The organism is Olsenella profusa DSM 13989 (genome assembly GCF_030811115.1).
Lineage (GTDB): Bacteria > Actinomycetota > Coriobacteriia > Coriobacteriales > Atopobiaceae > Olsenella_F > Olsenella_F profusa.
Genome location: NZ_JAUSQK010000001.1, coordinates 2,052,507 through 2,065,176, shown reverse-complemented (window position 1 = coordinate 2,065,176; position 12,670 = coordinate 2,052,507). Strand labels below are relative to the sequence as shown.

Annotated in this window: 12 protein-coding genes and 1 tRNA gene; 1 reads left to right on the top strand and 12 read right to left on the bottom strand. The window is 65.3% G+C overall.

The features are described 5' to 3' along the window. Nucleotide 1: 1 nt before the first annotated feature. The 6 genes from pyrR to J2S71_RS09525 all read right to left on the bottom strand — a co-directional run bounded on the left by pyrR (nucleotide 2) and on the right by J2S71_RS09525 (nucleotide 5,312). Entirely contained in the window at nucleotides 2–583 is a 582-nt protein-coding gene (pyrR, locus tag J2S71_RS09550) for a bifunctional pyr operon transcriptional regulator/uracil phosphoribosyltransferase PyrR (RefSeq protein WP_021726612.1), read from the bottom strand. A gap of 213 nt (nucleotides 584–796) precedes the next feature. Then, nucleotides 797–1,870, bottom strand: a complete 1,074-nt coding sequence (locus tag J2S71_RS09545; RefSeq protein WP_021726606.1) for a glycosyltransferase family 2 protein — start codon at nucleotides 1,868–1,870, stop codon at nucleotides 797–799. Then, nucleotides 1,867–2,937 carry a glycosyltransferase family 2 protein gene (locus tag J2S71_RS09540; RefSeq protein WP_021726629.1) on the bottom strand — a complete coding sequence of 357 codons (1,071 nt, stop codon included), beginning with the start codon at nucleotides 2,935–2,937 and terminating at the stop codon, nucleotides 1,867–1,869. Before J2S71_RS09540 ends, J2S71_RS09545 begins: the two co-directional genes overlap by 4 nt. Before the next feature lie 3 nt (nucleotides 2,938–2,940). Continuing rightward, entirely contained in the window at nucleotides 2,941–3,726 is a 786-nt protein-coding gene (locus tag J2S71_RS09535) for an ABC transporter ATP-binding protein (RefSeq protein WP_021726572.1), read from the bottom strand. 17 nt (nucleotides 3,727–3,743) lie between these two features. Further along, nucleotides 3,744–4,556 carry an ABC transporter permease gene (locus J2S71_RS09530; protein ID WP_021726623.1) on the bottom strand — a complete coding sequence of 271 codons (813 nt, stop codon included), beginning with the start codon at nucleotides 4,554–4,556 and terminating at the stop codon, nucleotides 3,744–3,746. 108 nt (nucleotides 4,557–4,664) lie between these two features. Beyond that, complete coding sequence (locus tag J2S71_RS09525) at nucleotides 4,665–5,312, bottom strand: hypothetical protein (protein ID WP_040651950.1); 648 nt, start codon at nucleotides 5,310–5,312, stop codon at nucleotides 4,665–4,667. A gap of 239 nt (nucleotides 5,313–5,551) precedes the next feature. On the opposite strand from J2S71_RS09525, the gene J2S71_RS09520 reads away from it, so the two are divergent. After that, nucleotides 5,552–5,626 (top strand) — tRNA-Asn (locus J2S71_RS09520). A gap of 239 nt (nucleotides 5,627–5,865) precedes the next feature. On the opposite strand, the gene rpoD is transcribed toward J2S71_RS09520, so the two are convergent. Genes rpoD through rbfA form a run of 6 tightly spaced genes read right to left on the bottom strand, consistent with a single transcriptional unit; the run spans nucleotide 5,866 to nucleotide 12,669 of the window. Continuing rightward, nucleotides 5,866–7,230, bottom strand: coding sequence for an RNA polymerase sigma factor RpoD (gene rpoD / locus J2S71_RS09515; RefSeq protein ID WP_021726586.1), 1,365 nt, complete (start codon nucleotides 7,228–7,230; stop codon nucleotides 5,866–5,868). Nucleotides 7,231–7,282: 52 nt separating this feature from the next. Further along, on the bottom strand, nucleotides 7,283–9,193 hold the full coding sequence (dnaG, locus tag J2S71_RS09510; RefSeq protein WP_021726596.1) for a DNA primase: 1,911 nt from the start codon (nucleotides 9,191–9,193) through the stop codon (nucleotides 7,283–7,285). Continuing rightward, nucleotides 9,190–10,257, bottom strand: a complete 1,068-nt coding sequence (ribF, locus tag J2S71_RS09505) for a riboflavin biosynthesis protein RibF (protein ID WP_307391254.1) — start codon at nucleotides 10,255–10,257, stop codon at nucleotides 9,190–9,192. Before ribF ends, dnaG begins: the two co-directional genes overlap by 4 nt. Nucleotides 10,258–10,260: 3 nt before the next feature. Further along, nucleotides 10,261–11,208: a tRNA pseudouridine(55) synthase TruB gene (truB, locus tag J2S71_RS09500; protein ID WP_307391251.1), complete on the bottom strand. Its 948-nt coding sequence runs from the start codon at nucleotides 11,206–11,208 to the stop codon at nucleotides 10,261–10,263. After that, complete coding sequence (locus J2S71_RS09495; protein WP_307391249.1) at nucleotides 11,186–12,223, bottom strand: DHH family phosphoesterase; 1,038 nt, start codon at nucleotides 12,221–12,223, stop codon at nucleotides 11,186–11,188. The genes truB and J2S71_RS09495 overlap by 23 nt, the downstream gene beginning before the upstream one ends. Further along, nucleotides 12,220–12,669 (bottom strand): 30S ribosome-binding factor RbfA, encoded by a 450-nt coding sequence (rbfA, locus tag J2S71_RS09490; RefSeq protein WP_021726584.1) that lies wholly within the window; start codon nucleotides 12,667–12,669, stop codon nucleotides 12,220–12,222. Before rbfA ends, J2S71_RS09495 begins: the two co-directional genes overlap by 4 nt. Between the last annotated feature and the right edge of the window lies 1 nt (nucleotide 12,670).

Genomic DNA, 12,670 nt, shown 5'->3' with positions numbered 1-12,670 from the left:
CCTATGCCTCGCCCCCCTCGGCGCGCGCGCCACCCGTGACGTCGCCGGTCCAGATCTCGACGGCATCTCGACCGTCCAGCTCCCTCACGAGCACGCGCACGTCCTCCTCGTGTGAGGAGGGCACGTTCTTGCCCACGTAGTCGGCACGTATGGGCAGCTCGCGATGGCCCCGATCCACCATCACGGCCAGCTGCACGCTCTGGGGGCGGCCATAGTCCATGAGGGCGTTGAGGGCGGAGCGCACGGTGCGCCCCGTGAAGAGCACGTCATCCACGAGGATGATGTCGCGCTTGTCTATGTCGAAGGGGATGTTGGTGGCATGCAGCACCGGCGCGATGGCGCGCTGCACGTCATCGCGGTAGAAGCTGATGTCCAGGGAGCCGATGGGGGGACGTGCGCCCTCGATGCGCTCGATGTCATCCGCCAGGCGGCGCGCGAGGGTCTCCCCCCTGCGGATGATGCCGACCAGGGCGATGGTGGAGGAGCCCTCGTTGCGCTCTATCACCTCATGGGCGATGCGCACCTCCACGCGAGCCATGGTGGCCCCGTCCATGATGGTTGCCTTACACCTGCCGTGTTCCATGAGCGTCCCCTCTCAAGAAGAAGTGCCCAGCCGCGCGATGACGCGATACCAGACACCGGCATGAGCGAGGGTTCGCTCTGTGAGGGGCAGTGCTCCTCTGGCCTTGCGGGCATCTCGTACCACGCTTAAAGGACACCACGACTATACACGAGCGGGAGCCTCGCGCGGCAAGAAATCGCATGTGGCGAAGAAACGTGGCTGGCGTGGGGGTGCCTAGGTGCGGACGCGCATCCAGACACGCTCGAGGCAGCGCACGAGCCCACGGCGCATGAGGTAGAAGACGGGCAGGTCAAGGCGGGAGAAGACGCGGGCGCTGGAGGCGGGGTCCACCGACGCCCGCTCGATGCGGCGGGCGCAGGTGCGCGACGGGGCCCGCACGAGGCACGAGGCGACGTCCTCGCGCCCGAGGTAGGACCTGAGGTCCTCCACGAGACGGGCGTAGGTGCGGTGCTGGTCGACGGGGGGGAGCTTGCTCACGTCCAGCATGAGCAGGTCCAAGATCCACTCCACGAGCTCCGCATCCCACCTGCCGGCAAGGCCGCGATCCGTCCACTCGCGCAGAATGGCCTCCACCATACGCAGGTGCTGGTCGAGCTTGGCCAGCAGACGTTCGCGCCCCGCCTGGGACTCGTGCGTCTTGGACCGCTCGTTCATGGTGTAGAGGTAGAGCTCGTCGGGCATGAGAACGGTCTTGGCGGACAGTGGATAGGCCACGAAGTAGAAGACCTGGTCCTCGCCCAGGGCCAGCCCCGGCTCGAAGCCGATGCGGCACCTTCGCACGAACGAGGCGCTCACGGCCGTCCGGCACGCATAGGGACGCGCATGCTCCTTGAAGAGCAGGGCGGGCCCAAAGCCGTCGTACGTGATGGCGCGCGGGGAGAGCTCCCTGCGCAGGCTGAGCGGTGCCGCCTCTGCGGGCACACAGCGCAGGCCAAAGGTGAGCACCTCGGGACGCTCGCGGTCGAAGACGGCGCTCACGCGCGCACAGGCCTCGCTCACCAGCTCGTCATCCGCGTCGACGAACATCAGGATCTGGCCCCGTGCCAGCCGCATGCCCACGTTGCGCGCCACGGAGACACCAGCGTTCTCCTGGTGATGCACGCGCACGCGGCCCTCGCGCCTGGCACGGTCTCGCAGCAGCGCCAGCGAGGCGTCCTGCGAGCCATCGTCGACGCAGATGACCTCGATGTCCCCAAAGGTCTGCGCCAGCAGGGAGTCGAGGCAGCTCCCCAGCGTGCGCTCGGCGTTGTGGACGGGGACGATGATGGAGATGCGTGGCCCGCTCATGCGCCCCGCCTTGCCCTCAGGACCTCGACCAGGGCGGGAAGGCCCCCGAGGCGCAGGCAGAAGCGAAGCTTGTCCGCCGTCCCCGCATCCGTCGAGCGGTTGCGGACGGCAACATAGCCTGCGGGGTCGGCCATGAGGCGCTCGAGGTTGAGGCGCTTCCAGCCGTCGAGACGCGAGAGGTCGAGCGTGCCGTCCTTGCGGCTGCGCGCGAACTCCTGGGCGGCCTGCTCGGCAAACCCCACCCGCAGGCCGGCGTCAAGACGGTCGAGGTTCCAGAGGTAGGCGTTCAGGCGCGAGACCTGGAACTCGGTCCAGAGCGTGTCCGTATGCCCGTCAGCAGGCCGCTCGCCCAACCAGCGCTCGAGATGCGCGTACTCGCCGCAGATGGCGTAGGCCTTGCCCGTGGAGTTGACGGAGGACGCCTCACGGTCCTGGCGGTAGTGGATGATGGGCCGCTCTATGAACGTGGCGGCGTCCGCACAGCTCCACACCTTGAAGGCAAAGGATGTGTCCTGGAAGGACGCACCGGGGGACTCCTGGAAGCGGATGTCGTGCCCATCCAGGAAGTCACGCCGATAGAGGCCGCTCCAGATGGAGGCCTTCTGCCGGAAGATGCGCGTGTCGATGCGCGTGTCCACCAGCCTGTCGCACAGGTCGGACGGGATGCCATCCCAAGGGACATCCCTGCCGCCATCCTGGGACCAATAGAACGTGAAGCTCCCCTTGGCCACCTCGGCACCGTGACCATCGAGCGCACCCGTCAGCTCTCCCAGTGCCATGGGATACATGATGTCGTCGGACTCGAGGATGGCGATGAGCTCGCCGGCCGCCTCGGCAAGGCCTCGGTTCATGGAGGCACCATAGCCGGAGTTGGGCTTGTCCACCAGGCGGAAGCGCCGATCCTCCCCACAGAAGCGCTCGATGATGGCACGCGAGGAGTCGGTGGAGCCGTCGTTGATGCACAGCGCCTCGAAGTCGCCAAAGCTCTGCCTCCGGAGTGACCATAGGCACTCCTCAAGGTAGTCCTCGACGTTGTAGATGGGGATGAGGACGGAGATGCGCGGCATGGCCTACTCCCCTAGGCTCCGGTATGCCGCGCAGACCTCATCGGTGGGGCCGAGCATGCGCTCGTGGCCCTTCTCGATCCAGCAGACACGGTCGCACATGCGCTCCACGAGCTCGATGTCGTGGCTCACAAGCAGCACCGTCACGTTGTCGGCATCGACGAGCTCCTTGATGCGACGCTCGCACTTCTGTTGGAAGAGGAAGTCGCCCACCGAGAGCGTCTCGTCCACGATGAGGATGTCCGGCTCGGTGATGGTGGCGATGGCGAAGGCGATGCGGGCGACCATGCCGCTGGAGTAGTTCTTGAGCGGCATGTCCATGAAGTCCTGAAGCTCGGCGAAGTCCACGATGTCCTGGAAGTGCGCATCAATGAACTCCCTACGATAGCCCAGGAGCGCCCCGTTGAGGTAGATGTTCTCCTTGGCCGTGAGCTCCATGTCGAAGCCAGCGCCCAGCTCGATGAGTGGTGCGATGGTCCCCTTGACCGTGCAGCTGCCCCTTGAGGCCTCAAGCACCCCCGCGATGATCTTGAGCATGGTGGACTTGCCGGATCCGTTGGTGCCCACGAGGCCAAAGGCCTCTCCCCGCTTGACCTGGAAGCTGATGTGGTCAAGCGCGCGGAACTCCTTGAACTTGAGCTCGTGGCGCATGAGGGCGATGAAGTACTCCTTGAGGGAGTTGAACTGTTCGGAGGCGATGTTGAAGATCATCGAGACGCCGTCGACGTCGATGATGGTCTCGGCGCCGGGCGAGGGAATCTCTGGCTTGGGATGGACGCTCTGATCGGACACGAAGGCCCCCTTGGGCGCTAGATGAACAGGATGAACTTGTGCTCGTGGCGGTGGAACACCAGATAGCCGACGAGCAGGAAGAAGCCGGCGAACACGAGGCAGGCAAGATGCAGGCCGAGGGAGGGAACCCGCTGGTAGAGCACGGCCTCACGGATGTAGGTCACATAGACGTACATGGGGTTGAAGGTCTCCAGGCGCTGCAGCCAGTCGGGCAGGATGGTGATGGAGTAGAACAGCGGCGTGAGGTACATCCAGGCCGTGATGACCACGCCCCACAGATGGATGACATCACGGAAGAAGACCGACAGCGCGGAGAGGAGCAGTGAGACGCCGATGCTGAAGATCATGAGGGTAGCGAGCGCGAAGGGCCACAGCAGGACGGTGATGCCGATGGGCGTGCGCTCCACGACCATGACGAGCGCGATGGCGATGATGGAGAATGCGTAGTTGACGCCCGCGAAGAGGACCTTCTGCACGGGAAACACGTAGCGGTTGACCTTGACCTTCTTGAGCAGCGGTGCCGCCGTGATGATGGATGTCATGCCCTGTGTCGTGGAGTCGCTCATGAGCTGGAAGGCTGTGTTGCCCAGGATGAGGTAGACGGCGAAGTTACCGATGCCGGGGTCGCGGTTGGCCATGAAGGAGCCGAACACCGCCACGAGCACGAGCATCATGAGCAGCGGGTTGAGCACGCTCCACACGACGCCCAGGGCGCTGCGGCGATACTTGAGCTTGAAGTCCTTGGCAACGAGCTGCCTGAGGATGAACCAGTCCTTCTTACCCGACGAATACCAGGCATCCTTGGCGGAGATCTGCGCTGTAGCTTCCAAAGTCCCTCCGTGGGCCTCTCGGCGAGAACGCTCGCATGGTGAAACACTTCGAATCATGGTAGCACAGCGCCTCTTGCCCGCCCGTGCCCTCGCGTGCGGCCTGTGAAATCAGATGGTGGGAAAGAGGTCATTGACGCTGGACAGGCCACGTCTTAGCAACCATATCGTCGAGAGGGCGATCGCCATCGACAAGGGGATCGGCTTCATGCCTTGAGCGAAATATGTACAGAGCATCTGCATCAAACCAACAGCCGCCCCGCTGTACTTCCAAAAGGAATGTGATACCAACCCGGACCAGGAGATCATGAACAGCCCCAGCAGGATGTCGCACGCATGCCATAGTGCATAGATTTCGGCCAAAGTCGTTTTGAGACTGTCGCCTGTGACGACAGGCAGACCGTTGATGGGATAGACGAGCCTGCCGGTCTTCACCACTATGGCCAGCCATGCCATCGACAGGAGCGCAAGGCTCACCACGAGAAGCCCTGTCGGCACCCTTTCGTTCTGGAAATATAGTTTACGCACGTTGTAGAACGTGCATCCACAGAGAATGGTCGAAAGCATGAGCAACTCGCCCATGACCATCAGCAAGCTCCCATGGTGGTCTATGGTTTGCTGCACGGAGCCTGTCGACTCTAGTTGGAGACTGAGGCACAAAAAGTAAAACCGGACCATCATATACAATAAAATTCCGGTAAGAAGCATCCCCGAGATGAGGAGGCGCTTTCTGTTTTGCCTCGAGGCCTGATCTGCCATGCTTCTTCTCCCTCACTGTTGGGGCAATGGTAGCAATCGTCAGAGCAGGGGGCGGTGACTACGCGTGGGCCATGTGGCGCATGGAGACATAGAGACACCCGACATGACTGGCCACGGGTCCGTGCCCTCACATGCGACTCGTGGATGTTTTAAGGGCGCACGCTGGAGCCGAATTTCTCCTTGCAAGAATCCGGCGAACCGCTATAGTTATTGCTCGTGCGATGCACAACCACACACATTCCCCGGTGGCGCAGCGGTAGCGCAGCTGACTGTTAATCAGCGTGTCGCAGGTTCGAATCCTGCCCGGGGAGCCAGAGACTTCAAGACGGCTTCGGCCGTCTTTTTTCATTCCAAACGCTCCATGCATGTCTCTCACGTGGGTCTCCCGTATAAGTCGTTCGCATTATCTTGTTTGAATTCTAACGATATAATCATACGGATTTCTCTCAACAAGTCTTTTACCTGCACATTTGTAAAAAGGGAGTCGTATGCAATTGCATACGACTCCTCATGGTGTACGACTTCCTCGTGGCATCTGCATGTGAGGGCGGCACTAGTCCTCCATGAAGTCCTTGAGGCGGCCGGAGCGGGACGGGTGACGCAGCTTTGCGAGCGTCTTGCTCTCGATCTGGCGAATGCGCTCGCGCGTGACGCCAAACTCGCGACCGACCTCCTCGAGCGTGCGCGGATGGCCGTCCTCAAGCCCAAAGCGGAACCTGATGACCTTGCGCTCGCGATCCGCCAGGCCATCGAGCACCTGCTCAAGCTGTTCGCGCAGCATGGAGTCGCTCGCCGCCTCTGGGGGGGCCACGGCCGTGGAGTCCTCGATGAAGTCACCCAGCTGGGAGTCCTCCTCCTCGCCGATGGGCGTCTCGAGCGAGACGGGCTCTTGGCTGATCTTCTGGATCTCGCGCACGCGATCGGCCGTGATGCCCATCTCCTCACCGATCTCCTCGGGCGTGGGGTCGCGACCCAGCTCCTGGAGGAGCTGGCGCTGGACGCGCACGAGCTTGTTGATGGTCTCCACCATGTGCACGGGGATGCGGATGGTGCGTGCCTGGTCGGCGATGGCACGCGTGATGGCCTGGCGAATCCACCACGTGGCATACGTCGAGAACTTGAAGCCCTTGGTGTAGTCGAACTTCTCGACCGCGCGGATGAGACCGAGGTTGCCCTCTTGGATGAGGTCGAGGAAGAGCATGCCACGGCCAACATAGCGCTTGGCAATGGAGACGGTCAGACGCAGGTTGGCGCTGATGAGGGCCTGCTTGGCCTCGAGGCCCACCTGTTCGATGCGCATGAGGCGCCGCTGCTCGGCACGGGTGAGCTCGATCTCGCCATCCTCGGCGGCCTCGAGCTTGTCGGCGGCCTCGGTGCCCGCCTCGATCTTCATGGCCAGATGGACCTCCTCGGAGGCGGTCAGCAGGTCGACCTTGCCGATCTCCTTGAGGTACATGCGCACGGGGTCGCCCGTGAGCATGACGGTGGAGGCGTCCGTGCGACGGGCACGGGCACGGCTGGAGCGCTTGCGCTGCTTGTTCTTGGATGTGCTGCGCAGGATCTCGTTGGCCGCGCGGGCCTCCTCGCGCGCCTCGTTGCGACGGACGTCCTCCTCGTCGTCAGCGAGCCCCTGATCGTCATCGAGGTCGTCCGAACCTTCGAGGTCATCCTCGTCTGAGGGGCCTGTGGCATCGTCTTGGCTCTCGACCTCGCTGGTGATCTCCACGCCCTTGGCACGGACCTGGTCGTAGAGAGCGGACAGCTCCTCGTCATCGACATCGATGTCGGCAAGGGCGATCTGGATGTCATCCTCACTCACCTTGTGGCCGTTGGATGCGGATTGCTGTATCAGCGTATCGGCGACGCCCTGGAGCCTGTCGGGGAGGGTGGATGCTGCGGAGGCGGATTTCTTGGCCACGAGTTTCCTTTCTATGGGTCAGAGCCTATCCATGATACCCGTTTTCCCGACGTTACACACGCACGGGAAGCTGCGTCACGAGCTCGTTGATGCGCCGTTGGATCGTGGTGGCCTCGGCGAAGAGGTCGCGGGCCTCCTGTCTCGGCTCACCGGCACCCAGTGCCTTGAGCTGTGCCTGAATCTGCCGCACCCTGCGACGGTCCGCCCAGAGTTCGATGACGTCCACCAGAAAGGCGGCCTTCTGCTGGGTCGACATGTCAGACGTGACGTCGAGCGTCCCGGAGGAGAGTATCTGCGGGGCCTCCGGCACCACGCCCTCGGCGGCGCGCACCACGTCGTGCGGTGCGGCATCCATCGGCGTGGCAAGCATGGCCCAGGCCATGGACTCATGGCGCCCGTCCGCCCATGAGAGCGAGCCGATGCGTTCCCCCAGCGGTCGCACGACGGCAAGGTCCGTGGTCATGAGCGACAACAGCTCGCGCTCGGCATCGAGTTGGCGGCGCTCCTCATCGGAGAACGTGACGGCAGGCTCCATCGCGGGAGGGACACCGGCGGGGGCGGTCCCCTCTCCACCCAGCTCGTCCCCCTCGTAGACATACGGCCCATAGGCATTCGCCGGGGGCTCGTCCTCGGCGGACCGCCCCTGTCCCAGGGATGCCTGCGTGCGCGAGCGGGCCTTGGCACCCGCCGAGCGAATGCGACGGCGCGTCTCCTCCATATTGGCGCCTACGAGACCCGCGAGCTGCGTCGCATACTCGTTCAGGAGGATGGAGTCGGAAAGCGGGGACAGGAGCGCCGCAAGGTCATCCAGTGCCGCGACGCGCTGACCCGGTACCGAGAGGTCATACCGCTCGAGGTGCCGCTCGAAGACGAAGCTCATGAGCGGTCGTGCGGCATCCAGGCGCCCCCTGAGGGCGTCGGCGCCCTCGGCGGCAAGGTACTCCGCCGGATCCATGTTGCCCGGAAGCACCACGCACAGAAGCTCAAGGTTCGTCTTGTCCACATACTGCACGGTGCGCTCGGCCGCGCGCTGCCCCGCCGCATCGCCATCGAACATGCAGATGATGCGGCTCTTGGCGAAGCGCGAGATCATCTTCACGTGATCGAGCGTGAGCGCCGTGCCCAGCGCCGCCACCACGTTGGTGAGGCCCGCCTCGTGCATGGAGATGACGTCCGTATAGCCCTCGCAGACGATGGCCGTGCCCGTGGACACCATGGCGTCGCGCGCGCGATCGAAGGCAAAGAGGTGCTTGCCCTTATGGAACACGGCCGTGTCCTTGGTGTTGAGGTACTTGGGCTTGGCATCGGTGAGCACGCGCCCACCAAAGCCGATGCACTTGCCCTGCTCGTCGTGGATGGGAAACATCGCCCGGTCGAAGAAGCGGTCGCGCAGCCGTCCGGATCCTGAGAGGGCGAGGTCGGCTGCGAGGATCTCCTGGGGCGTGAAGCCCTGGGCCGTCAGGTGCGCCACGAGCATGCCATGCCCCGGCGCATAGCCCAGGCCCCAGCGCCTGCACACGGCAGAGCCAAAGCCCCTGCCCGCCAGGTAGTGCCGGGCGGCAGCGGCGCCCTCCCCCCTGCCTCGCATGAGGTAGGTGCCAAAGAAGCGCTCCGCATCGGCGAGACACTCCATGAGACGGTTGCGGCGGGGACCCCTGCGCTGGCTCCCCCGTTCCTCCGTGAGCTCGATGCCGGCACGCTCTGCCAGGTAGCGGATGGAATCGGGGAAGTCGAGGCTCTCGCGCTTCATGACATAGGCAAAGACGTCGCCCCCCGCGCCGCAGCCAAAGCACTTCCACAGGCCCGTCTGGGGGTTCACGTGAAAGGAGGGACTCTTCTCATGGTGGAAGGGGCAGCAGCCCCAGAAGTCCTGCCCACGCTGGCGCAGCTCCACCGTCTCGCCCACCAGCTGCAGGATGTCGGTGGCCTGGCGCACGCGCTCCTTGTCCTCGTCGGTTATCATCCGCGCACCTCCAGCCCATCATCACCTAGGTTGGTACGTACCCAATCGATGTTGGAGCGCACCGTACGTTCCAGCTTCACGGTGGAATCGAAGGGGCGAGAGGGCCGCAGCCACGAGACGAACGCCACATCCACCTCACGCCCATAGAGCTTACCCGCAAAGCCGATGAGGTTGGCCTCCAGAAATGACGCCCGCGGTGTCGAGAACGTGGGCGACGCGCCCACGTTGATGGCGGCGGGCCATGCCGTGGGACCGCAGATGACGAAGCCCGCATACACCCCCTCGGCCGGCAGGCACAGTCGGGCATCGACATGCACGTTCGCCGTGGGAAAGCCAAGGGTGGTCCCCTCCCCCCGTCCGTGCTCGACGACCCCATGCACGACATGGGGGCGACCCAACAGGCGTGCGGCATCCTCGACGCTACCCTGGGCGAGCAGTGCGCGCGTACGCGTGGACGAGACGGGTGCTGCACCCTGCGCCAGCAGGTCGTGGATGTGGACGGAGAACCCCCGCGCCTGGCCCAGCCGCGCGAGCGCCGCTGGCGTGCCCGCCCCCTCGAAGCCGAAGCGAAAGTTGGCGCCCACGTGAAGGGACTCGACATGGGCAACCTTCGGCAGCAGGCCATCGACGAAGTCGGCATAGGGGGTATGCGCAAGGGTCTTGTCAAACGCCAGCACGCAGACGGCATCCATGCCCGCATCCAGCAGGAGCCGGACACGCCGCTCGGTGGAGAGCAGGCAGTGTCCATGCGCCCGCCCCTCGAGGACGAGCGAGGGCAAAGGGTCAAAGGTGATGGCGAGCGCGATGACGCCCCTCAGCCGCGCCTCGTCATGACAGGCGCGCACAAGCTCCCTGTGCCCCCGATGGACGCCATCGAAGCCCCCCATGCACGCGCAGACTGGTGCCTGAGGCCCGACTTCCGTCCCCCCGCGCCCATAGAGCGTATAGAAGCCATGGTCATGCCGTAGGCATGCGTCCGCCAAGGGGGACGGGGTCGCACGCGCAGCCAACTCGCGCACATCCGCGCAGCCAAGGTCGACCAGAAGCCTCCGGACGTCAGCCATGGTCTACCGAACCCCTTCGATGCCCTGGGGGAAGTTGAGCCGTGGGCGCAGCCTGCCGTCCCTTATCTCGGCCAGGCCGACCAGCAGCCCCCCATGAACGAGGGCGCATGTCGCGCCCGAGGCGGCGTCGGACGACGCCGCAAGCGCCTGGCCGCATGATGCCAGGCGCGCCTCCGCCTCCGTGACGTCACGGCGCAACGCCCCCAGGACGCTGATGGGGTCGACCGTACACGCATCGAGCGCCGACAGGCCGCCCGTCTCGAGGGCGGGGAGCGCCCCGCACTGCGAGAGCGCCACCACACCCGCGCTCGTCCTCCTCAGGCCAGCGAGATGTGCGGCGCTGCCCACGGCGCGCCCGAGGTCACGCGCGAGGCTCCGCACGTAGGTGCCCTTCGAGACCTCGAAGTGGACGTCCCACGCGACACCCTGCGACCCGTCAATGCCCAGAAGCGTCGCCTCGAAGACCTCGATGCCGCGAGGCGCGAGGTCGACGTGTCCGCCGCTGCGCGCCACCTCGTAGGCGCGCCTGCCCCTGACGGAGATGGCCGAGTATGCGGGAGGCACCTGACTTTGGGGTCCCATCATGCGGTCGAGCGCCGAGCGGGCGCACGCCTCGTCGCGCAGCTCGTATGGGACGGGCGCCGTATGCGTGACCTCCCCTTCGGCATCCTCCGTCGCAGTCTCCGACCCGAAGAGGATGCGGGCGTCATACCCCTTGCGGTCGAGCGCCAGCCTGCCCAGGAGGCGCGTGGCCTGACCGATGCCCACCACAAGCACGCCCGTGGCAGCGGGGTCGAGCGTGCCCGCATGGCCCACGCGGCGCTCTCCCACGGCACGGCGCATGCGTGCCACGACGTCGTGGCTGGTCATGCCCAGGGGCTTGTCGAGCGCAATGATGCGGTTGATCTTCGCGGGACCTCTGCGCACCCTATGCCTCGGCCTTCGTGGCACGGGAGGGCCCCTCGTCATCGAAGAGCGAGCGCAGTAGCGGCAGCACGGCCGAGAGGGCCTCCCCCAGCTCGCCGTCGAAGGTGAAGCCCGCGGCGGCCTTGTGACCGCCACCGCCCAGCTCGGCGGCAACGAGCGAGACGTCGAGGTCGTTCTTGGAGCGGAGGTTGCCGCGCACATGGCCGCCCGGCACCTCCTTGAGGAAGAGCGCCACCTCGCCCCCGGCAACGCTCCGCACGACGTCAATGAGGCCGTCGCACTCGTCCAGCTGGGCGTTCGTGCGCTCGAAGTCCTCCTCCGTGGCATAGCTGTAGGCGATGCGACCCTGGGCGAACGTCGTGATGCGCGCCATGACAGCGGCCTCGAGGTGCAGGTAGGACAGGGAGAAGCTCTGATACACGTTGAGCGACACCTCGGACGGGCGGGCACCGGCGTCCACCAGGAGCGATGCCACCTGAAAGGCCTCGGGGTCGGCGTTCTGGTACTGGAAGCGCCCCGTATCCGTCGTGATGGCACAGAAGAGGCACTGCGCCATGGCGGGGGTGAGCGTCACGCCCAGTTGCTGCGCGAACTCCGTCACCAGGACGCCTGCGGCGGCGGCATCCGGACGGATGAGGGCGACATCCCCCGTATGCGACGTGCAGGGATGATGGTCGATGATGGCGTGGTGGGCGGAGCGCCCGAGGACGACCTCCGCCTCGTTCAGGCGGCTGTCCCTGGAGAGGTCCACACTGATGAAGAGGTCGGGGTCCTCGTGGTAGTCCCGGGCGCGCACGAAGCCGTCCGCGCCCGGCAGGAAGCGGTAGATGCGCGGCACCGGCGCATCATCGGCCAGGAGGTTGGTCACCTGGGAGTGGGGGCAGTGCGCGCGGATGATCATCGCAAGCGCAAGCCCCGACCCTATGGCATCGCCATCGGGCGAGGTGTGTGCGCAGATGGCGATGGTCGGGCTGTCCTCGATGAGGGCGGCCATGCGTCCGAGCACCTTCGTCTGCCGTGGGGTGACGCGAAGTGTCATACGGGCTGCTCATCCCCCTTCGGGTTCCCGTCCGCCTCACCCGAGGGCACAGGCTCGTCCCTGTGGGTGGTGATGGGGTAGCCCGCCTCGTCCTTCTCCACCGCCAGCGTGGCGGGGGCATGCTCGAGCGCACGGGCGATGCGCTCCGCCTCGTCCGCCGTCGTGTCGATCTCGAAGATGAGCTCGGGCGTCACGCGCCACCCCAAGGCATGGCCCAACAGGCTGCGGACGCGGCCCCGGGCTCGCTCGAGTGCCTGCCTGACGGGCTCGTAGCGGTCGTGGTCGCAGCTGACGTACGCCTTGAGCACGCTCTTGTCGACCGAGACCTCCACGCCCGTGAGCGTCACGAGCGCGAGGTCGGGGTCTGACACCTCAAGGAGGAGGATGCTGGCGAGCTTCTCGCGGGCGATCTGGTTGACCCTGCGCGAGTTCCTGTTCTGTTTCATG